The organism is Pseudaeromonas paramecii, from assembly GCF_039540575.1.
Classification (GTDB): Bacteria; Pseudomonadota; Gammaproteobacteria; order Enterobacterales; family Aeromonadaceae; genus Pseudaeromonas; species Pseudaeromonas paramecii.
In genome coordinates this window covers 60,931-81,522 of sequence record NZ_BAABFC010000009.1, presented here as the reverse complement: position 1 = coordinate 81,522, position 20,592 = coordinate 60,931, and the positions used below count along the sequence as shown (strand labels likewise).

Here is a 20,592-nt window from a genome sequence, read left to right as displayed (position 1 = left end):
GGAGTAGAAATAGCGCTTTTTCAACGGTACTGGCGTTTTAGCGACAATGGCTTAGCCTTTGAGAGGTCAGCCTGTCATGAGTTTGGCGGCGGGCTGTCTGGCCAAGCTGTCTAACTGACAAACATAACAAGATTTCAACGATTAAGCTGAAGCAAAGCACGAGGGTGGTATGAATCTGATTGAATCCGGTTTATTGGCGGTGGCAGGGACATCCCTGGCGATCGCCGCGTTGCGTCCGCTTTCCGCCAAGCTCCATCTGGTGGATATTCCCAATCAGCGAAAACAGCATGTGGGGGCCATTCCCCTGATTGGTGGCATTGCTGTCTGCATCGGCGTCCTGCTAAGCATGTTGTTGACCCTGCCGAAAGAACCGGCGCTCTTGACCCTGATGTCCTGTGGTGTGTTCATCGTGATCTTGGGGGCAATAGACGATGCCAAGGACATCTCTCCCTGGTTACGCTTGGGGGTTCAAGCACTGCTGGTACTCATCGTATGCAAGAGCACCGGCATCACCTTGCACCGGTTGGGAGACATCATCGGCATGGGGGATATCAGCGTCCGCTGGTTTGATCTTATCCTGACCGTCATCGCCATCTGTGGCGCCATCAATGCCTACAACATGATGGACGGTATCGATGGGCTAGCCGGTAGCATGGCCATGATAAGCTTTATGGGCTTGGCTGGCCTATTGCATGACAACATGCCACTGCTGGCTGATTTTAGTCAGCTTTTTATACTCGCCCTGCTGCCTTACCTGTGCGTCAACCTCTCTTTGCTATCCTCCAAGCGAAAAATATTTTTAGGTGATGCAGGCTCAATGCTGCTGGGCTTTGTCATCGGATTTATGGTGATCTTTGGTTCCCAACAAACCCAGGCAGACAATGCGTTCCGCCCTGTCACAGCACTATGGATCATCGGCCTGCCCTTGATGGATATGGTGGGCATCATGATGCGCCGTATCCTCAAAGGCCAATCACCACTACGAGCCGATCGCAATCATCTGCACCATATCCTGATGCATGCCGGATTCACCCCTCGCGAGTCACTCTTCATTATGGTGGCCTTGGGGATCACCATGATGCTGATCGGGCTGTTCGGCGAGTATTTCCATGTACCGGAAGTGGTCATGATGGGCGCATTTTTACTGCTCTTTATCGTCTACTCGATCGGCTTGCAATACGCTTGGCGGATTGGCCGTTGGGTTAAAAAATCCATTATCGAATAAGTCGTCTGTTTTCAATTTACAGGGTTGTTGTATGAAGATTCTTGTGACCGGAGGGGCCGGCTTTATTGGCTCGGCCGTTGTTCGTCATATTGTTCGCGAAACTCAAGATAGTGTGGTGAATGTTGATAAGTTAACCTATGCCGGTAATTTAGAGTCACTGGCTGAGGTTGCAGATTCAGAACGTTATGCGTTTGAGCAGGTGGATATATGCGATCGAGAGGCCTTGGATCGCGTTTTTGCCGAGCACAGGCCGGATGCGGTGATGCATCTGGCAGCAGAGAGTCATGTTGATCGTTCCATCTCTGGGCCGGCTGCATTTATTGAGACCAATATCGTTGGTACATATGTTCTGCTGGAAGCTGCGCGCAACTATTGGAATAATTTGGAGGCGGATCGTAAGACTGCATTTCGCTTCCATCATATCTCTACAGATGAAGTCTATGGCGATCTGCCGCACCCGGATGAACAGGCTGGTGAGTTGCCACTTTTTACAGAAACAACCGCTTACGCCCCCAGCAGCCCCTATTCTGCTTCAAAGGCATCCAGCGATCACCTGGTGCGCGCCTGGCGTCGCACCTATGGCCTGCCGACGCTCGTCACCAACTGCTCGAATAACTACGGTCCGTATCACTTCCCGGAAAAACTGATCCCCTTGGTCATCCTCAATGCTCTAGAAGGAAAACCATTGCCGGTATATGGCAAGGGCGACCAAATTCGCGATTGGCTCTATGTCGAAGATCACGCTCGTGCCCTCTACAAGGTGGTGACCACGGGCGTAGTGGGGGAGACCTACAACATCGGCGGTCACAACGAGAAGCAGAACCTCGACGTGGTGCACACCATCTGTGATCTGCTCGATGAGATGGTGCCTAAAGCGGGATCCTATCGAGATCAGATCACCTATGTTACCGATCGACCTGGCCATGATCGCCGCTATGCCATAGATGCCAGTAAGATAGGTGCAAAATTGGGCTGGCAGCCTCAGGAAACATTTGAATCAGGCATTCGTAAAACTGTTCAATGGTATCTAGAGCATCAGCAATGGGTCTCTAATGTCAGAAGCGGTAGCTATCAGAATTGGATAACTCAGCAGTACGGGGATAAATAACATGAAAGGCATTATTCTCGCAGGGGGATCCGGAACCAGGCTTTATCCTATAACTCTTGGGGTATCTAAGCAGCTGCTGCCTATCTATGACAAGCCCATGATCTATTATCCAATGTCTGTTTTGATGTTGGCTGGTATCAAAGACATAATGCTGATCACTACTCCTGAAGATCAGGCTAGCTTCATGCGGCTGTTAGGAGATGGTTCACGATTTGGTGTTAGACTGGAATATGCTGTCCAGCCATCACCCGATGGTCTGGCTCAGGCCTTTATCCTCGGAGAGGATTTCATTGGTAATGACTCTGTCTGCCTCGTCCTAGGCGATAATGTTTTTTATGGACAAGGATTTACACCACTACTCAGAAAGGTCGTATCAGCAAACAGTCCAGCGACCATCTTTGGATATAAAGTTAAGGATCCGGAACGATTTGGGGTTGTTGAGTTTGACTCGGAGCTGAATGCACTCTCTATAGAAGAAAAGCCTGATAACCCAAAGTCAAACTATGCTGTTACCGGACTCTATTTTTATGATAATTCGGTGGTGGATATAGCTAAAAATATAAAACCATCGGCTCGTGGTGAATTAGAAATAACCAGTGTAAATCAGGCATACCTAGAAGCGGGTAAATTAAGGGTAGAGCTGCTCGGCCGGGGATTTGCATGGTTGGATACAGGAACCCATGAAAGTCTTATGCAGGCAGGTCAATTTATTCAAACGATAGAACATAGACAAGGATATAAGGTTGCCTGTCTAGAAGAGATTGCATTTAAAAATGGCTGGATCACTGTTGCGGATGTCCAGAATATATTGGCTTCAATGAAAGATAGCCACTATAAGTCATATCTGGCTGAGATGTTGGAGGACGATTTTTGAACTCTTTGATAAGTTGGCAAACAGTTGATTTAGATCACATACAGGATGAGCGTGGTTCTATATCCATAGCAGAAAAAGGTCGGCAGTTTGATTTTGATGTGAGACGGATATTTTTTCTGTCTGCTATTTCAGCCGGTCAGGAAAGAGGGCATCACGCACATCAGGAGCTGCAACAAATAATATTCGCTACAAGTGGCTCATTTACGCTTGAGTTAGATGATGGAAAAGAGCGCACTTCATTTCATCTGAAAAGTGGTGGCCAGGGTGTGTTTGTCAATGGCCCTGTGTGGCGAGTCATGAAAGATTTCACCCCCGATGCAGTGATGATGGTTCTTTGCGATAGAGTTTATGCAGAGGACAAGGTTATTAGAAGTTATGATGAGTTTTTGAGGGCTTCAACAAATGGCAAATAAGTATCTCGATAAGCTGGAACAATATAAGACCAATAATCAGGAATACTTTGCTGATGTTAATGACGTCTTTGTTGAATTGTCCTTTGAAAAACTTTATAACAACGAATCATCAGCGACGTTATCTGACATTATTGCTTGGTATGATGATGAAGTAAAAAACTGTACCATGCACGTTGAAAGGATGCCGCTGCTGGAGTGCAAAGGCTGGCGATTGGACGAAGAGCAAGGCTCCATAGTTCATCATTCTGGAGAGTTTTTTCGAGTCGATGGTATTCGAGTTACTGACTCAACTGACAGAGAGGTCAGCGGTGGTTGGGAACAGCCTATCTTGACGCAAATAGGTTATGACGGTGGGATTCTTGGGCTTATAAGAAAGCGTATCAATGATGTACCCCACTATCTTGTCGAGGCAAAGGCAGAACCAGGTAATCCGAATATTGTGCAAATAAGTCCTACGGTGCAGGCTACCTTTAGTAATATCAAGAGAGCGCATGGCGGAAAAGCTACTCCTTTTGTTCAGTATTTTATGAATCCCGAAGATAATAATGCGACTGTTATTTTTGACCGCTGGATGTCAGAGGATGGCGGACGGCTATTCAATAAAAGAAATAAGAGCATGATCGTTGAAGTTGATGTACTAAACGTACCAGCTACGACACGATATAAATGGTTGACACTAAATCAGCTGGTGAGATTGACCAGGGATGTTGATGCGATTGTTGCACCGCATATTCGCGGCATCCTGTCGGTGATTTAACATGAAAAAGATAGCTGTTATTGGATGTGGTAATCACGTCACTAAAAATATACTCCCGGTTATGGAAAAGCTAAAGTGGGAGATAAAGTATATTGTTGTCAGAGATGTGAACAAATATCACGATCTAAAACAGGCGACGGCCTTGGTCGATGATATCTCTGTGGTTCTCACCGATGATGAATTGGACTTTATTTATATTGCGACACCAATATCCACACACTATGATTATGCCAAAATAGCCCTATTGCATGGTCGGAACGTGATTTGTGAGAAACCAATTACAATCAAGTCGGATGAAGTTGAAGAGCTAAATCAGATTGCCAAAGCAAAGTGCTGTAAGCTTTATCAAGTTGAGATGTATAAGTACCACAACCAGTTTTCATCACTTAAGGATGTCATTAATTCTGGTAAATATGGTGAGGTGAAGCAGGCAACATTCAGTTTCAAGATTCCTCATCTTGCTGCCACTGATATTCGATATGATCCGAAAAAATCGGGTGGAGCGCTCTTTGATGTGGGGTTCTATCCGATATCGGCTGCAATTGCACTATTTCCGGCGTCTAAACTGCAATATTCAATTTGTCGGTCCGAACCAGACTATGAGGTAGACCTGCACGGTATAGCCTTGCTGGCTGCTAATGACACCATAATAAATTGCCAATGGGCAATAGGTGCCTGCTATGAAAACAAAATTATTATAGATTTTTCAACACATAGAGTCGTAGTAGATCGCGCCTTCTCCAAGCCTGCATCTCTTAATACATCGTTGCAAGTTGTTGCGTCCAACGGCGAGCAAGGTCTTGTCGAGACTGGTTGTGATGATCAGTTCTTTAATATGTTTTCTTCCATCGAGTCTGATCTTGAGAAAGGTGGAGTGATCGTACAATCGACTCAAGAAACCATTTCAATCATGGAGGCCATCATTCAAGAGTATAAGGTGCAAGAAGGTATCTGATGAAAGTTGCACATATTTCTACCTATGATTACGGCGGTGCCGGCTCCGCTGCATTATTGCTGGATCAGTATTGTAAGTCCCAGGGCTTCGATTCAACTCTCTACGTCAAAGAGGTAGCTCGTGAATCGACTAGTGTGCGCCTGACTAGAAGATGGAATTGGGGTGCTGACTTTGCACGGAAGTGCTTAGCCAAGCTGACTCGGTTATTTGTTGATAAAAATTTTTTGTTCTATGGGCTTTTCGATAGATACTTCGAACTGCCTGACGAAGTTTGGATAGATAAACTCAAAGATAAAGATGTCATTTTTATCTACTGGATATCGACGTTTACAACATTGACCCAGCTGGCAAGAGTACTTTCTTCTTTTCCTACTAAAGTTGTCTATGTTGTCAATTTTGACATGGCGCACATGACAGGTGGCTGTCATTACAGTTTCGGTTGTGCGCAATTTTCGACAGGTTGTCAAAGCTGTCCTAATGTCTTCCTACCAGTGTTTCGACATTTAATTCAGCGTGGCAATATGGATAAAACGATCGCCGTTTCAAGTTTAAAAGCTAGGACTCTCTCGTTTACCCCATTTGTTCAAGCACAAGCAAATCAATCTTCAGTAAAATTCATAGCCAATTACCTATTCAATTTGCCGGTGAGTATTTCTGAGTTTCGGCCTGTTGTTAGCGCTCACAATAGGACCATATTTATCGGCGCTTATGCGCCGGAAGACAAGCGGAAGGGCTTCGACCTGCTGTGTCGTGTATTGTTATCTGTGTCAGAAAGTCAAGATGATGACACAGATAACATGCCCATTACACTACTATTTCCCCTTGGAACTCATGTACCCAGTTATATTACGGACAGGTATTTGATTGAGTTTTATCCTTATGCAAAAAATAATGTCGACCTCAATGCTGTATACAATCGGGCTAGCCTTTTTCTTAACACAAGCCTTGATGATTCCGGCCCTGTAATGGTTCTGCAGGCCATGCTGGCTGGCTTGCCGGTGGTCTCCCATCGGATAGGATATGCGGCGGATATGGTGCGTGATGACGAGAATGGCATCCTAGTGGATTACCTCGATGTTGATGGATTTGCAGATGGTGTGTTGCGCATTCTGGCTAAGTGGAATGTTAACAGTGAATTGCGGAAACGAATCCATAATGATGCCTGTGCCTTTTCTTCTTCTCTTCCAAAATTCAGTGATTACATAATTGATGAGCAATAGAAGCATATTACATATTTCAGGGTATGATAAATTCACAAAACCGATACTGGATACCTTAATTGCAAGAGGCGGCGAAACTCGTCACTTCCTTTTGTTATGTCGACAGGAGGAGTTTCCCTTACCCTCAGCTTTAAATTTTTTCAAACCTGCTGGTTTGTTGTTTTTGAAAGTTTACCTGCAAGTGGCCATGTCAGTCGATCGTATTATTCTACATGGGTTGTTCGAGAAAAAAGTTATACTTGCGTTGTTTTTGTTTCCGTGGTTTTTAAAAAAGACCACGCTAATGGTGTGGGGGGGAGATGTCTACAACATAGAGAACAACTTGTCGCGATTTTATCGTTACTGCTATCGCCACATATTAAAAAGAATCTCTACAATCTCTACTACTGTGCCAGGCGATTATGATTTCGTTAAGGGAAAATACGGTGTTAACGCCGCATTTGTACAAAGCCTTATGTATTATAGTCATGTTGCAAGACGACCTGCTCCAACGGTTTCATCTATGCAAACAGATGAATTAATAGTGCAGGTGGGTAATTCAGCGGACCCCTTAAACTGTCACCTTGAAATATTTGATAGACTGCCTCCAGATACTTCAGTTTTTGCCCCACTAGCCTATGGCGACAGAAATTACGGTAAAATGGTTGTTCAGGAAGGACGTGCGAGGTTTGGTGAACGCTTCGATGCCATGACAGGTTTTATTGCTTTCGACGACTACACAGCAAAACTAAACAATGTGAGCGTTGCTATTTTCAATCACCCTCGTCAGGCAGCAATGGGTAATTGCATTGCTTTTCTGTCATTGGGTAAGCGACTGTATATTCGGTCGGACACTACCCCCTGGAGTTATTTTCGTGAATTGGGTTTTTATGTTTTCGATACCCTTGGCGAACTTGAACTTTCACCCTTGCCCACAGCAATGTCGCAACACAACATCCTACTGGCTAGACAAGTATTCAGTGAGGAAGCTCTGCTCAACAGTTGGGACACTTTGATCGGTCAGGAGTGTTGCAGCTAATGGATCTGGTAACCAGTTTTCGTCAGGCACTGCTGCATAGTGCCATTGGGCGTATAGCCGCCTATTTGATGCAGTTTATCTCTGTTGCCATATTGGCACGTTACTTTCTTCCTGAAGCATTTGGTTTGTTGGCGGCTGTTCAAGTATTTGTGTTGTTTTTCCAAATGCTATCCGAAGTGGGATTGGCACCTGCCTTGGTTAATCAATCAGCGATCGGTCAATCTCTCAGAGACGCCGCTTATGGATTTACCTTGGCAGTCGGCGCTTCGGTTGCCATCATCTTATATTTCCTGTCATCCTCTCTGGCCCAATTTTTAGGGCGTGATGAATATGTGGTCATCACACAGATCATCTGCATTGCTGTTTTTTTTCAGTCCATTTCAACTGTTCCCTATGTGGCGCAGGTTCGAGAACGGCGCTTTTTTGAGATAGCCAAAGTTGAAGTAATATCTGAGCTTGGTTCTCTCGCTCTGACACTGTTGGCTGCACAATTCATGTCTGGTTACTTGGCCCTGGCCCTTCGCTTCGCGTTTACCGCGACCCTAAAGTGGTCGCTGTTTATGTTGTTTGCTGATCGTACCCTGGTTGGTCGACCGAGACTTGCTTTCTCGATTCATCAGATAAAGCCATTGCTTGGATTTTCTGCATATCAGTTTTCTTTTAACTTTGTTAATTACTTTTCGCGGAACTTTGATAATTTTCTCATTGCGAAGTTCTTTGGGCCCGGCCCGCTGGGTGTATATGAGCGTTCTTATCAATTGATGCGTTATCCATTGATGGTGCTGACGTCGGCAATTACTCCTGCGATTCAGCCCGTTATAGCCGCATTTAGAGCTGACTCGGCTTCAATTGTTAGCCTGCATAATGATTTTATCAGGCGTATGTCTTATTTGGGGGTGTTAGCCGGCGGTGGCATTGCCGTTTCCGCAAATCAATGTGTCCGTTTACTATTTGGTGAACAATGGCAGCAAGTGGTTCCACTCATTGAAATTCTCGCTTTGATTATTCCAGTTCAGGTCGTCATGTCGACTTCCGGTTCTTTTTATCAGGGATTGGAAAAGCCAAAGTTGATGTTTTATAGCGGACTTATCTCTGCCGTTGTAAATGTCTGTGCGATTGTCGTTGGTTGGCAATTTGGCAAAATTGAGTATATAGCGCAAGGCATTGTAGTCAGTTTCACTTTCAATTTTATTCAGGTTTATTTTGTGCTCTACCGTTTTGTTTTCAACACTCCCTTTAGTCAATTTCTCCGCGCAGTTGCAGGTCCCTTCCTGGTTTCACTGGTATATGGGGTTTTGTTTTTGATAAATCCATTCAGATCATGGAGTCCAAACCTAGTTCAGCTCCTGCCGTCGATCTGTGGGGTACTGCTGCTGCTGTTGCCTGTCATGGTGGCCAATCTCTGCCTCGCCTTCCCCGAACGGGCTAGAAGCTTATTAAGGATCTGATGTCATGCCTGCTCCCATTATCCTGTTTGTTTATAATCGCGCCGATCACACGGCCAAGACATTGGCTGCATTGGAGGCCAATGCTGAATTTGCTGAATCGCCTCTGTTTATTTTCTCTGATGCGGCAAAAAACAGCGCAGCAGAGAGCGCAGTGCAGCAGGTCAGAGAGGTGATAGCACCGTATGCTAGTCGCGGCAACACTTATATCCACCTTAACGAGACCAATCAAGGCCTGGCAAAGAATATCGTGCACGGCGTTACCCAGGTGATTAACCAGTACGGTCGCGCCATCGTGCTGGAGGATGACATTATTGTGTCGCCTCACTTTCTATCCTTTATGAATCGAGCCTTGGCGATGTACGCGGACGACAAGCGGGTATGGCATATCAATGGCTGGTCACATCCTATTGATACCAGTGAATTAGGCGGGGCATATTTCTCCCCCCTGATGAATTGTTGGGGGTGGGCCACCTGGGCGGATCGCTGGCAGGCATACCATAAAGAACCAGCCAAATTAATTGCCACCTGGTCACTGGCCAAGATTCGCCGCTTTAACCTGAATAATAGCCATGACTTCTGGGGGCAGGTATTGGATAACTACCGTGGTCACCTCAATACTTGGGCGATATTCTGGTACGCCACTATTTTCGAACAAAATGGTTTATGCCTAACTCCCACGGTGAGTTTGACCCATAATATTGGTTTTGATGGGAGTGGCGAGAATTGTGTTGATAAAAGAGTGGAAACTAATTTAATCAATTTATCTTCTGTCTATATAGACCCCAGTGATGTTGTTGAAATCTCAAAGCCAGCTATCGAAAAGATAGCTTCTCATATCGCTAGTGAGTCAACATTTATTGATAAACTTAAATCATATTTCAAAGCTGCTTTCTTTAACGCTGCCGTGCGTTGGGTTAGTGGTACAAAACGTTGAGAACAGAAGCTATGTATAGCTATCGAAAAGAAATGGTATCCGAATTTAGTTTCAGTCTATCATATATAAAGCTCTCTTTTATATTCTTTAATCTGATCCTCGGTGCTTTTATACCATTCTTTTCTTTTTGGCTTTCAATCTTTACATTTGCGCTGCTTGAACGAAAAGATGCATTTCTGTTGAAAGTAAATTTGCTTGTCTTTGCATTCTATTCCTCTGTCGTTTATTCTTCACGCGCATTCTTCTTGACTCCATCAGATGATTACATTAGATATTTCGAAGTTTATAAGGCTTCTGTTTTGTCTTGGTACGATCTCTATTTTTCAGAACCAGGCCTTTTGCTACTATATAACTTACTCAATGTTGTAGGGCTAGACCTGTCTGTCTCTGGTTTGGCATTTGTTACATCACTGCTTTCAACTTTATTGTTATCTGTGTTTTTTTATTGCCTTGTTCGTGGGGATGAGAATATTCGCCATCCAGGCTTGTGTCTTTCTCTCTCTTTTGCTTTTATATCCTTTGACTATATTAATCAACTGGTGCGCCAGTCTATATCGTTAACATTTCTTCTTCTTTGTCTATTGCCCATAGCGAGAAATAAAAAGATAGTATGCTACTTTTTTGCGGCTATGTTTCATTTTAGTTCTATTTTTATTGGTGGTTTGATGATGTGTCTTCGTTATCACCCATTAAAATCGATAGTTGTGCTGCTTTTTCTCTTTGCTTTATTATATTTTGTTATTGGGCATTTTTCTTTTCTTGGTGGTGTAGCAGCTAGGCTTGAATATTATCAGGGTGGTGTTTTTGAGTTTTCATGGTATATCAAGTATGTTTTGATTATTCTCTTTTCTAGTCTTTTTTTGTATGTTTTTGGTATTCATGACAAAGGGTGGTTATACAAATTTCTTTTGTCGTCCGCTTTTGTTTTGGTTGTTGTTTCACCCCTTGGTCTAATCTCACTGCGGGTCTTGCTATTCTATATTGCATATTTGATTGGCTTGCATATGTATGTTGTTTTTGAACGAGTCAAGACATTGCTGGTTATCATTTTCTCATTTGTAATGGTTTACAAACTCTATAGGTTGTTGGGTTTGGGATCGCAAGAGGATGTTTTTTCTCTGTGGAGAACATATGAGCCTTTTTCCATGATGCCATTCTATTATTTCTTGGAGTATTGAATGCTGTCCATTGTTACTGTTACGTTCAAGAATTTGCCATGTCTTGTTAAAACAATTTCTAGCATTTTATCTGAATGCAAATCGTCAAATTCACTACAGATAATAGTAGTTGATGGTGCTGCGGAATCTACTGTTGCCAATTACATCAAATCTATTAAATTATCTTCCTCTGTCGAGTTTGTTTTGGTTTCAGAGCCAGATCACGGCATCTATGATGCTATGAATAAAGGCCTTCGGCTGGCTCGGGGGCAACATATTATCTATATGAATTCCGGTGACTGTTTCCATGCCGGTGGTTTGGCGCTGTTTTTGTCGCAGCCAAGGGATCCGGCTGTGCTGTATTATGGCGATGCTGAGTTCTACCAGGACGATGCCTTGTCCTTTGGTTTTAAGGCCAATATGCAGCGGGCGCGTGATTTTCTGCGTCATAACTGTTTCTCGCACCAGGCCATATTTTATCCGACGGCACTGCTGCAGTCCCTGGGGGGCTATCGGCTCGATTTTGCCATCAGTGCTGACTTCGATCTGACCTGGCGGTGCTGGCGTTCTGGATGCCGTTTTGAACAGCTGGGGGCGGTTATCGCCGATTGCGAGTTGGGCGGGATCAGCTGCCAGCGGGGCCTGCAGTCGTATGCTGATCGGGTGGCCTCATTTCAGGCCAGTGGTGCCTGGCATTATGCCCTGTTATTGAAAGCCTATTATCCGATTTTCCTGGCGAAAAACCTGCTGGTTCGGCGGTTGGAGGGGAGTCGGTTGCTGGCTATCTATCGCAAATATAAGGTGAGATAAGCTATGACAAAGATTGCTTATGTGTATAAGCAGAAGGGCACGGATGCGGCCTGGTCATCGGTGATCGCCGAGTTGGGTGTCTATTTGTGTGAACAGGATGCGCGGATCCGTACATTCCGGCTGGATAACAGCCATCGCCAAAGCTTGCAGGCCTCGCGGCAAGCCTTGGTCGACTATGACTTGTCGACCGGTGATATTTTGTTGATCAATCATGCCATCTGTTTCTGGCTGTTGTTGCCCTTGCTACTGCGCTTGCGGCGCCGCGGCGTGAGGCTGGTGTTTTTGTTCCATGAACACGAACATATCCTGGGACTGGGTTATTGCCTGCGTCATCTGGGGGAGATTCGTGTCAAGGAGTGGTTGCGGCACATCAAGTTGTGGTACCGGATCCCCTCCTGGCTCTCTGAGCAGATGGTCTGCTTGTCAAGCTATCAGGCGGTGGTATTGGGGCGTCTGGCGTTTGAGCGGCTCTCCTATCTGGGGGTGGATGTTGGGCGGTTCCCGGTGTGTGAGCGGCAGCAGTTGGTCAATGGTGTTGGTGGGAACGCCGTGGTGTTATTTGCCCACGATCCTGCCCGCTTTGATAAGGGGGGGCGTTTTTGTTCGGTTGTGAGCCAGGATCCCCGTTTTTCCCTGGTCTATGGTCGGGACCGCATCCTGCCTTATGCCGAGGTGTACAAGAAGTATCATGATGTTGATATTGTTTTTCTCCCTTCTGACAGCGAGAGTTTTTCATTGGTGTTGGCCGAGGCGCTGGCGACGAATCGCTGCGTGGTGACCAATGCTAATGTGGGTATCGTCCAGTTGCTATTGTCGAGTTATACCGTAGATGAATTGGCCAGCCGCGGTCTTTTTGTCTGCGCACATTCGATGGATGGCTATCGCGATGGTCTGGAGCGTGCCGCTGCGTATATTCTTAGTGACGAGGTCAAGACCCATGAGTTGTTTAGTGCACTACGACTCGATTTACCAACTGCATTTGAACGTCTTAATCTATTTATAAAGCGAATAGGGGGCTAAGTTGTTTTCTGCAGAATTCAATGTGGCGTCTTTGCTCGCTAATGATCTGCACACTCGGCTGGTGACCTTTGTCAATCCAGTCTCTTTTTATGGCTTCAAGGCCATGGCCGGGCGTGAGGAATTTAATTATGTCTTTTCTGATGGTGCCTTGCTCACTCGTTTACATAATCTTTTTTTCCACCAGCATAAGATAGCTCGTATTAGTTTTGATTTTAGTTCGATTGCCGGTGATGTCTTGGCTTACGCTGCCCAGCAAGGTTTGCGTGTGGTGATGGTGGGGGGGAGCCAGGAAGATACTTCTGCGGTCAGTCTGGTCCTTGCACAGCGCTTTGCGAAATTGAATTTCGCTGTTTATCCTGGCTTTTTTGCCTCGGAGGATGACAGGGATAATTTCATTGTGCAGATGAATGATTATCCGCCGGACATTGTGGTGTGTGGCATGGGTTTTCCTCGTCAGGAATTGTTTTTGTTACGGTGTAAGGCGCTGTTGAAACAGCCCTTTGTTGGTTTTACTTGTGGTGGTTTTATTAGTCAGACAGCTTTGCGTCCTGATTATTATCCGGCGTGGGTAAAGCGGTTTGGCCTGCGTTGGCTTCAGCGCGCAATTTTACACAGTCATGTCAGACAACGGCTCCTGGTGGACTATCCGGCTTTTCTGGTAAAATACCTCTGGGATGTATTGAAAAAAGGCGAGAAGGTTTATCAATGAAAAAAGCATTAATCACGGGTGTAACTGGTCAAGACGGTTCTTATCTGGCCGAGTTTTTGTTAGAAAAAGGGTATGAGGTTCATGGCATTAAGCGGCGCTCTTCGCTGTTTAATACAGGCCGCGTTGACCATATCTATCAGGACAGACATGAGGCCAACCCGCGCTTCTTTTTGCACTACGGGGATCTGACTGACACCTCAAATCTGGTGCGCCTGATCCAAGAAATCCAGCCGGACGAAATCTACAATTTGGGTGCTCAGTCTCACGTCGCCGTTTCCTTCGAGTCACCTGAATATACCGCCGATGTGGATGCCATGGGGACCTTGCGTCTGCTGGAGGCGATCCGCATCTGTGGACTGGAGAAGAAGAGCCGTTTTTATCAGGCGTCAACCTCCGAGCTGTATGGCCTGGTGCAGGAGATCCCGCAAAAAGAGACCACGCCTTTCTATCCGCGCTCGCCCTATGCCGTGGCCAAGATGTATGCCTACTGGATCACCGTCAATTACCGTGAATCCTATGGCATGTACGCCTGTAACGGCATCCTGTTTAACCATGAGTCGCCACGCCGGGGTGAAACCTTCGTCACCCGCAAGATCACCCGCGCCATCGCCAACATTGCCCAGGGGCTGGAACAGTGTCTGTACCTGGGCAACATGGATGCACTGCGTGACTGGGGTCATGCCAAGGATTATGTCCGCATGCAGTGGATGATGCTGCAACAGGACCAGCCGGAGGACTTCGTGATCGCCACCGGCAAGCAGATCTCGGTGCGGGAATTTGTGCGGATGTCCGCTCGCGAAGTGGGGATCGAGCTGGAATTTGCTGGTGAAGGGGTGAACGAGCAGGCGATTGTCACCGCCATTACAGGTAGCAATGCCCCTGGGGTGACGGTCGGCGATGTGATTGTGCGGGTCGACCCGCGCTACTTCCGTCCTGCCGAGGTGGAGACCCTGCTGGGTGATCCGTCCAAGGCCAAGGCCAAGCTGGGCTGGGTACCGGAAATTACGGTGGAAGAGATGTGTGCCGAGATGGTGGCCGCCGATCTGGATAAGGCCAAACAGCATGCCCTGCTCAAGGCCAACGGCTACGATGTTTCGCTGTCCGTGGAGAGCTGATACCCATGAGTAAGAAGCGTGTGTTTGTGGCAGGACATCGCGGCATGGTCGGCTCGGCCATTTGTCGTCAACTGGCGCAGCGTCAGGATGTTGAGCTGGTGACCCGTTCCCGCAGGGAGCTGGATTTGACGTCACAAGCGGCGGTAGCCGCTTTTTTTGCTAATCAGCAGATTGATGAGGTCTATCTGGCAGCCGCCAAGGTTGGCGGTATCCATGCCAATAACACCTATCCTGCCGAATTCATCTACGAGAACCTGGTGATGGAGTGCAACATCATCCAGGCCGCTCATCAGTCTGGGGTGCAAAAGCTGTTGTTTCTTGGCTCTTCGTGCATCTATCCCAAGCTGGCGGAGCAGCCGATGACTGAAGCGGCGCTGCTGACCGGGATCCTGGAGCCGACCAATGAGCCCTATGCCATCGCCAAGATTGCCGGTATCAAGCTGTGCGAATCCTATAACCGTCAATATGGTCGTGATTATCGCAGCGTGATGCCGACCAACTTGTATGGCGAGAACGACAACTTCCATCCGGAGAACTCTCACGTCATTCCGGCGCTGATGCGTCGGTTCCATGAAGCCAAGCTGAACAACTCGACTGAGGTGGTGGTGTGGGGGTCTGGCACGCCGATGCGTGAATTTTTGCATGTGGATGATATGGCCGCTGCCAGCGTGCATGTGATGGAGCTGGATAGCGCCACCTATCAGGCCCATACCCAGCCCATGCTCTCCCATATCAATGTGGGTACAGGCGTGGATTGCACCATACGTGAGATGGCCGAGACCATGGCTGCCGTGGTGGGCTTTACTGGCAAGATTGTTTTTGATGCCAGCAAGCCGGATGGCACACCGCGCAAGCTGATGGATGTCTCACGCTTGGCCCAGCTGGGTTGGCGTTACCGCATCGATCTGCGTGCTGGCCTGGCCATGACCTATCAGTGGTTTTTAGAGCACCAGGATGACTTCAGAAAATAGACCTGCCAGCTGGCTTGACAGTGACACCTTCCGACAGATTGTTGCCGGAACCCCGCTGATTTCCATCGATCTGATTGTGCGCAACGAGCAGGGGCAGGTGCTGCTTGGGCAGCGCCTGAACCGTCCGGCCCAAGGCTATTGGTTTGTACCCGGTGGTCGGGTGCGTAAGGATGAGCGGCTTGACGAGGCCTTTATTCGGTTGACACAAGAAGAGCTTGGGGTGCAACTGGTGTTGTCCGACGCCCGCTTTCTTGGGCCGTTCGAGCACTTCTATAACGATAACTTCTCTGGTAGCGACTTCTCGACCCACTATGTGGTGCTGGGTTATGAGATGACGTTGAATACCGACGACTTATCTCAATTACCTGCAGAGCAACACGGCGCCTATCGCTGGTTTGATGTGGCGTCACTGCTGCAATCAGAGGTCGTTCATTCCCATACCAAGCTCTATTTTTTGCACAGGACGTAACGGATGTTGATCCCCGTGATTATGGCCGGAGGCTCAGGCAGTCGCTTGTGGCCGCTATCCCGCGAGCTTTATCCCAAGCAATTTCTCAAGCTTGATGGTGAGGTTACCATGTTGCAGGCGACGGTGAATCGCTTGCAACAACTGGCTTGCGAGCAACCGCTGGTGATCTGCAATGAAGACCACCGTTTCCTGGTAGCCGAGCAGTTGCGACATCTGGGCAAGTTGGCCCATAACATCATCCTTGAGCCCGCGGGTCGCAACACGGCACCGGCGATTGCCTTGGCGGCCCTGACGGCGCTGCAAACGGCCGGCGAAGGGGAGGATCCTCTGCTGCTGGTTTTGGCGGCGGATCATGTGATCCGCGATGAGGCGGCGTTCACGGCGTCGGTGCAGGCGGCGTTGCCCCATGCATTGGCGGGTAAGCTGGTGACCTTTGGCATAGTGCCGACCCATGCTGAGACCGGTTATGGCTATATTCGTCGTGGTGCCGCGCAGCAAGGTGCGTTTGCTGTCGCACAGTTCGTGGAAAAACCAGATGCAGCCACCGCTGAGGGTTATCTGGCCAGCGGCGAATACTACTGGAACAGTGGCATGTTCCTGTTCCGTGCCAGCCGGTTTCTGGCTGAGCTCAAGGCGTTTCGGCCGGATATCTATGCGGCCTGTAGTCTGGCGGTGGGCACCATCAACCCGGATCTGGATTTCGTGCGCGTCGATAAGGCGGCTTTCCTGGCTTGCCCAAGTGACTCCATCGACTATGCGGTGATGGAGAAGACCGCCGATGCGGTGGTAGTGCCGATGGCTGCTGGTTGGTCAGACGTTGGCTCCTGGTCATCGTTGTGGGAGATCTCCGTCAAGGATGAGGCTGGTAATGTGTTTCGTGGCGATGTGATGCAGCACGCCAGTGGCAATAACTATGTATTTGCCGAGAGTAGCCTGGTTAGCTTGGTGGGCGTCGACAACCTGGTGGTGGTGCAGACCAAGGATGCGGTGCTGGTGGTCGATCAGCGCCAAGTGCAAGATGTGAAGAAGATAGTAGAGGGCCTCAAGGCTGCAGGACGTACCGAGCATCAGGTGCACCGTGAGGTCTATCGGCCTTGGGGGAAATACGACGCCATCGATCAGGGTGATCGCTATCAAGTTAAACGCATTACGGTTAAACCGGGTGAAATGCTCTCCTTGCAGCGCCATCATCATAGGGCCGAGCATTGGATAGTGGTCTCTGGCACCGCCAGGGTGACCCTGGGTGCGCGCGAATTCCTGTTGACCGAAAACCAGTCCACTTATATTCCATTGGGTGAGCTGCACCGTCTGGCAAACCCGGGTAAGGTGCCCCTTGAACTGATCGAGGTTCAATCTGGCTCCTATCTGGCGGAAGATGATATTGTGCGTGAGCAGGATCACTATGGTCGCATGGAGGAGCCCGTCTAATGTCCAGTGCATTCAACAGTTCAACCCTTATCGCCGAGGGCGGCGTGGCCTTTGGCACCAGCGGTGCCCGCGGTCTGGTAGTGGATTTTACCCCCGAGGTGTGTGCCGCCTTCACCCATGCCTTTGTGGCTGTAATGAAGCGGGAATATGCCGTGACGCAGATGGCGCTGGCCATCGACAACCGGCCCAGCAGTCCGGCCATGGCCCAGGCTTGCGCTGCCGCCTTGTTGCAGGCCGGTGTTGTGCCCATCTATTACGGCGTGGTGCCCACACCGGCGCTGGCGTACCAGGCCATGCAGGACAAGATGCCCTGCATCATGGTCACCGGTAGCCATATCCCCTTTGATCGCAACGGCCTCAAGTTCTATCGGCCCGATGGGGAGATCACCAAGGCGGACGAGCAGGCGATCTTGAGTGCCAACGTGGACTTCGCCCCCTTGCTGGAGCTGCCTGCGCTGCATGGGCGCCCTGAGGCGGCGCAGGCTTACTGCCAGCGTTACAGCTCGCTGTTCCCTGCCGACTTGCTTGCGGGCAAACGCATCGGCGTCTACGAGCACTCTAGTGCCGGACGGGATCTCTATGCTCCCTTGTTACGGCAGCTGGGCGCCGAGGTGGTGGCGCTGGAGCGCAGTGACGAGTTTGTGCCCATCGATACCGAGGCGGTGGGGGAGGAAGACAAGGCCAAGGCGCGACGCTGGTCGGCAGAGCATAAGTTGGATGCCATCTTCTCCACCGATGGGGATGGCGATCGCCCGTTGGTGGCCGATGAGCAAGGGGAGTGGCTGCGCGGCGACATTCTCGGACTGTTGTGCGCCGATGCGCTACAGATTGAGGCGCTGGCGATCCCGGTCAGCTGCAACACGGCTGTGGCCAGTTGCGGCCGGTTTGCCAAGGTGGCGTTGACCAAGATTGGCTCCCCTTATGTGATTGCCGAATTTGCCGAACTGGCCAAGGAATATCGAAGGATCGCAGGGTTTGAGGCCAATGGCGGCTTCTTGCTGGGCAGCGACATCGAGCTGGATGGCAAGCCGCTGGCGGCGCTACCCACCCGGGATGCTGTGCTACCGTTTTTGATGTTGCTGGCGGCGGCCGGCAGAGGGGCCATTTCTCCGTTGGTGGCAGCCCTGCCACAGCGCTTCAGCCATTCGGATCGCATCAAGGAGTTCCCCACCTCCCGCAGCCAGGCGATCGTGGCGGCAGGCCAGGTGGATCCCGCGGCCTTGCTGGCTCAGCTGGGCTTTGGCGGCGTGGGCGTGGCCAGGGTGGATACCACGGATGGCCTGCGCATGACCCTGGAGGATGGTCGTATCCTGCACCTGCGACCCTCGGGCAATGCCCCCGAGCTGCGCTGTTATGCCGAGACTGATAGCATGGCGACGGCGCAGCAATGTGTCGCTGACGTGCTGGCGCGGGTGGTGGCGCTCTAAGCCAACCGAACCCGCCGAGGAGCGGATCGCCGGGGCTTGTGCCTGTCGGTTCTGGCAGTCGAGAAAACACCGCTGACTTGGCAGCATGGGCCTCCTTTTTTGGAGGCCTTTTTCATGACGGGTTATCAACTCATTCACCATGGTGCCGCCTGCGGCGTGACGGGCTCCTGCCATGAGCTGCGGCTGGGGGCGGACGGCGATTTTCAAGATAGCCTGCTGGTGGATTGCGGTCTGGTGCAGGGGGAGGAAGCGGTCAGTCTGGGGCCCTTGCCCTGGCGCAGGGTGGGCGCCCTGGTGCTGACCCATGCCCATCTGGATCATATTGGGCGCTTGCCGGAGTTGTGCCAGGCCGGCTGGCGCGGGCCTGTGTATTGCTCCGAGGCCACCGCAGCCCTGGTGCCCTTGATGTTGGCCGATGGCCTGTTGCAGCAGGGGCGCTCCCGGGGCTGGGTTGCCGCCTTCCTGGCGGATCTGCAGCGCCAGCTTCGCCCACTGCCCTTTGGCGCCTGGCACAGGGTGGCGCTGTCGGCGCAGCAGGCTGTGCATCTGCAGTTGCAACCTGCTGGCCATATCCTGGGTTCGGCCAGCATCACTGTGCGGCTGGCGGAGGGGCAGCGGCTGGTGTTTTCCGGTGATATCGGTGGCGGTAACTCCAGCCTGTTGCGACCGCCGGTCTCGCCAGCGGCGGCCGATTTGCTGGTGCTGGAGAGCACCTACGGGGACCGACTCCATCCGGCCGTGGCCCAGCGCCATCAGGCCTTGCGCCAGGTGGTGGAGCGCTCGCTACGAGATGGCGGCGCCATCTTGATACCGGCCTTCAGCATAGGTCGGACTCAGGAGTTATTGAGCGACCTGGAGCAGATCCTCTGTGAGGTGCAGGCGACTGGGCAGCAGAGCCAGTGGCAGGAACTGCCGGTGGTGCTGGACTCCCCTCTGGGTGCTCAGGTGACCCGTTTGTATCGTCAGTTTCGCCGTCATTGGCGGCGGGAGGCCCAGCAAAAACTCGGGCAGGGGCGCCATCCGCTGGACTTCTCCCAGGCGGTCACCTTGGCCGAACATGGCGCTCATCTTGAGTTTATCGCACGCCTGCAGGCCACCGGCGAGCCGGTCATCGTGGTGGCTGGCGGCGGCATGTGTCAGGGCGGTCGCATCGTCGACTACCTGCGCGCCCTGTCGCCCGATCCCAGAACCGATGTGTTGCTGTGTGGCTTTCAGGCCAGGGGTACACCCGGGGCCCTGCTGCAGGTAGGCGTCGAGCGGCTGTGGCTGGACGGCCAGTCTGTGCCGGTGGCGGCTCAGATCCACCGGCTTAGCGGTTATTCTGCCCATGCCGATCAGGCTGGGTTGATTGAGTTTGTGGCCGGGATGGCGTCGCCGCCCAAGGCCATTCGGCTGGTGCATGGGGAACCGGAGGCCCAACGGGCGTTGGCGAAAGCCTTGCGTCAGGCCTTTCCCGGCCTGGCGGTGGATTGTGCGGCGCAGCAAGATTGCCCTTGAATAAGGTGAGCGATACCTGAATTGGAATTCGGCGTCA

Annotated in this window: 20 protein-coding genes; all 20 read left to right on the top strand. The window is 50.1% G+C overall.

From position 1 onward, the window contains the following. Positions 1–169: 169 nt before the first annotated feature. The gene (wecA, locus tag ABD847_RS05815) at positions 170–1,225 is read left to right on the top strand and encodes a UDP-N-acetylglucosamine--undecaprenyl-phosphate N-acetylglucosaminephosphotransferase (RefSeq protein ID WP_345010952.1); all 1,056 of its coding nucleotides are present in this window, start codon (positions 170–172) and stop codon (positions 1,223–1,225) included. Between the two features lie 31 nt (positions 1,226–1,256). After that, entirely contained in the window at positions 1,257–2,333 is a 1,077-nt protein-coding gene (gene rfbB, locus ABD847_RS05810; RefSeq protein ID WP_345010949.1) for a dTDP-glucose 4,6-dehydratase, read from the top strand. Position 2,334: 1 nt separating this feature from the next. Beyond that, positions 2,335–3,207 carry a glucose-1-phosphate thymidylyltransferase RfbA gene (rfbA, locus tag ABD847_RS05805; RefSeq protein WP_345010947.1) on the top strand — a complete coding sequence of 291 codons (873 nt, stop codon included), beginning with the start codon at positions 2,335–2,337 and terminating at the stop codon, positions 3,205–3,207. Further along, positions 3,204–3,620, top strand: coding sequence for a sugar 3,4-ketoisomerase (locus ABD847_RS05800; RefSeq protein WP_345010945.1), 417 nt, complete (start codon positions 3,204–3,206; stop codon positions 3,618–3,620). Before rfbA ends, ABD847_RS05800 begins: the two co-directional genes overlap by 4 nt. After that, on the top strand, positions 3,610–4,377 hold the full coding sequence (locus ABD847_RS05795; protein WP_345010943.1) for an NDP-hexose 2,3-dehydratase family protein: 768 nt from the start codon (positions 3,610–3,612) through the stop codon (positions 4,375–4,377). The genes ABD847_RS05800 and ABD847_RS05795 overlap by 11 nt, the downstream gene beginning before the upstream one ends. 1 nt (position 4,378) lies before the next feature. Further along, positions 4,379–5,332 (top strand): Gfo/Idh/MocA family protein, encoded by a 954-nt coding sequence (locus ABD847_RS05790; protein ID WP_345010941.1) that lies wholly within the window; start codon positions 4,379–4,381, stop codon positions 5,330–5,332. Beyond that, a complete protein-coding gene (locus ABD847_RS05785; protein ID WP_345010939.1) occupies positions 5,332–6,552 on the top strand; it encodes a glycosyltransferase in 1,221 nt (406 codons plus the stop codon). The genes ABD847_RS05790 and ABD847_RS05785 overlap by 1 nt, the downstream gene beginning before the upstream one ends. Then, positions 6,542–7,570: a TDP-N-acetylfucosamine:lipid II N-acetylfucosaminyltransferase family protein gene (locus ABD847_RS05780; protein WP_345010937.1), complete on the top strand. Its 1,029-nt coding sequence runs from the start codon at positions 6,542–6,544 to the stop codon at positions 7,568–7,570. The genes ABD847_RS05785 and ABD847_RS05780 overlap by 11 nt, the downstream gene beginning before the upstream one ends. Further along, complete coding sequence (locus ABD847_RS05775) at positions 7,570–9,018, top strand: lipopolysaccharide biosynthesis protein (protein ID WP_345010935.1); 1,449 nt, start codon at positions 7,570–7,572, stop codon at positions 9,016–9,018. The genes ABD847_RS05780 and ABD847_RS05775 overlap by 1 nt, the downstream gene beginning before the upstream one ends. 4 nt (positions 9,019–9,022) lie before the next feature. Continuing rightward, on the top strand, positions 9,023–9,952 hold the full coding sequence (locus tag ABD847_RS05770; protein ID WP_345010933.1) for a glycosyltransferase family protein: 930 nt from the start codon (positions 9,023–9,025) through the stop codon (positions 9,950–9,952). 11 nt (positions 9,953–9,963) lie between these two features. After that, complete coding sequence (locus tag ABD847_RS05765) at positions 9,964–11,130, top strand: EpsG family protein (protein ID WP_345010931.1); 1,167 nt, start codon at positions 9,964–9,966, stop codon at positions 11,128–11,130. Continuing rightward, on the top strand, positions 11,131–11,919 hold the full coding sequence (locus ABD847_RS05760; RefSeq protein ID WP_345010929.1) for a glycosyltransferase: 789 nt from the start codon (positions 11,131–11,133) through the stop codon (positions 11,917–11,919). 3 nt (positions 11,920–11,922) lie between these two features. Further along, positions 11,923–12,939 (top strand): glycosyltransferase family protein, encoded by a 1,017-nt coding sequence (locus ABD847_RS05755; RefSeq protein WP_345010927.1) that lies wholly within the window; start codon positions 11,923–11,925, stop codon positions 12,937–12,939. Position 12,940: 1 nt separating this feature from the next. Beyond that, on the top strand, positions 12,941–13,648 hold the full coding sequence (locus ABD847_RS05750; protein ID WP_345010925.1) for a WecB/TagA/CpsF family glycosyltransferase: 708 nt from the start codon (positions 12,941–12,943) through the stop codon (positions 13,646–13,648). Beyond that, complete coding sequence (gene gmd, locus ABD847_RS05745) at positions 13,645–14,763, top strand: GDP-mannose 4,6-dehydratase (RefSeq protein WP_345010923.1); 1,119 nt, start codon at positions 13,645–13,647, stop codon at positions 14,761–14,763. Before ABD847_RS05750 ends, gmd begins: the two co-directional genes overlap by 4 nt. Positions 14,764–14,768: 5 nt before the next feature. Continuing rightward, a complete protein-coding gene (gene fcl, locus ABD847_RS05740) occupies positions 14,769–15,734 on the top strand; it encodes a GDP-L-fucose synthase (RefSeq protein ID WP_345010922.1) in 966 nt (321 codons plus the stop codon). Then, positions 15,718–16,203, top strand: coding sequence for a GDP-mannose mannosyl hydrolase (locus ABD847_RS05735; protein ID WP_345010920.1), 486 nt, complete (start codon positions 15,718–15,720; stop codon positions 16,201–16,203). The genes fcl and ABD847_RS05735 overlap by 17 nt, the downstream gene beginning before the upstream one ends. Positions 16,204–16,206: 3 nt before the next feature. Next, a complete protein-coding gene (locus ABD847_RS05730) occupies positions 16,207–17,631 on the top strand; it encodes a mannose-1-phosphate guanylyltransferase/mannose-6-phosphate isomerase (RefSeq protein WP_345010918.1) in 1,425 nt (474 codons plus the stop codon). Beyond that, complete coding sequence (locus ABD847_RS05725; protein ID WP_345010916.1) at positions 17,631–19,058, top strand: phosphomannomutase; 1,428 nt, start codon at positions 17,631–17,633, stop codon at positions 19,056–19,058. The genes ABD847_RS05730 and ABD847_RS05725 overlap by 1 nt, the downstream gene beginning before the upstream one ends. A 114-nt stretch (positions 19,059–19,172) precedes the next feature. Next, positions 19,173–20,555 (top strand): MBL fold metallo-hydrolase RNA specificity domain-containing protein, encoded by a 1,383-nt coding sequence (locus ABD847_RS05720; RefSeq protein WP_345010914.1) that lies wholly within the window; start codon positions 19,173–19,175, stop codon positions 20,553–20,555. The last annotated feature ends 37 nt before the right edge of the window (positions 20,556–20,592 follow it).

What these genes read in the sequence shown, in the direction of transcription:
- fcl (WP_345010922.1), top strand. Translation starts at nt 14,769, where the DNA reads ATGAGTAAGAAGCGTGTGTTTGTGGCAGGACATCGCGGCATGGTCGGC.
- ABD847_RS05730 (WP_345010918.1), top strand. Translation starts at nt 16,207, where the DNA reads ATGTTGATCCCCGTGATTATGGCCGGAGGCTCAGGCAGTCGCTTGTGG.
- gmd (WP_345010923.1), top strand. Translation starts at nt 13,645, where the DNA reads ATGAAAAAAGCATTAATCACGGGTGTAACTGGTCAAGACGGTTCTTAT.
- ABD847_RS05720 (WP_345010914.1), top strand. Translation starts at nt 19,173, where the DNA reads ATGACGGGTTATCAACTCATTCACCATGGTGCCGCCTGCGGCGTGACG.
- ABD847_RS05755 (WP_345010927.1), top strand. Translation starts at nt 11,923, where the DNA reads ATGACAAAGATTGCTTATGTGTATAAGCAGAAGGGCACGGATGCGGCC.
- ABD847_RS05765 (WP_345010931.1), top strand. Translation starts at nt 9,964, where the DNA reads ATGTATAGCTATCGAAAAGAAATGGTATCCGAATTTAGTTTCAGTCTA.
- ABD847_RS05770 (WP_345010933.1), top strand. Translation starts at nt 9,023, where the DNA reads ATGCCTGCTCCCATTATCCTGTTTGTTTATAATCGCGCCGATCACACG.
- wecA (WP_345010952.1), top strand. Translation starts at nt 170, where the DNA reads ATGAATCTGATTGAATCCGGTTTATTGGCGGTGGCAGGGACATCCCTG.
- ABD847_RS05785 (WP_345010939.1), top strand. Translation starts at nt 5,332, where the DNA reads ATGAAAGTTGCACATATTTCTACCTATGATTACGGCGGTGCCGGCTCC.
- rfbB (WP_345010949.1), top strand. Translation starts at nt 1,257, where the DNA reads ATGAAGATTCTTGTGACCGGAGGGGCCGGCTTTATTGGCTCGGCCGTT.
- ABD847_RS05775 (WP_345010935.1), top strand. Translation starts at nt 7,570, where the DNA reads ATGGATCTGGTAACCAGTTTTCGTCAGGCACTGCTGCATAGTGCCATT.
- ABD847_RS05780 (WP_345010937.1), top strand. Translation starts at nt 6,542, where the DNA reads ATGAGCAATAGAAGCATATTACATATTTCAGGGTATGATAAATTCACA.
- ABD847_RS05725 (WP_345010916.1), top strand. Translation starts at nt 17,631, where the DNA reads ATGTCCAGTGCATTCAACAGTTCAACCCTTATCGCCGAGGGCGGCGTG.
- ABD847_RS05790 (WP_345010941.1), top strand. Translation starts at nt 4,379, where the DNA reads ATGAAAAAGATAGCTGTTATTGGATGTGGTAATCACGTCACTAAAAAT.
- ABD847_RS05735 (WP_345010920.1), top strand. Translation starts at nt 15,718, where the DNA reads ATGACTTCAGAAAATAGACCTGCCAGCTGGCTTGACAGTGACACCTTC.
- rfbA (WP_345010947.1), top strand. Translation starts at nt 2,335, where the DNA reads ATGAAAGGCATTATTCTCGCAGGGGGATCCGGAACCAGGCTTTATCCT.
- ABD847_RS05760 (WP_345010929.1), top strand. Translation starts at nt 11,131, where the DNA reads ATGCTGTCCATTGTTACTGTTACGTTCAAGAATTTGCCATGTCTTGTT.
- ABD847_RS05795 (WP_345010943.1), top strand. Translation starts at nt 3,610, where the DNA reads ATGGCAAATAAGTATCTCGATAAGCTGGAACAATATAAGACCAATAAT.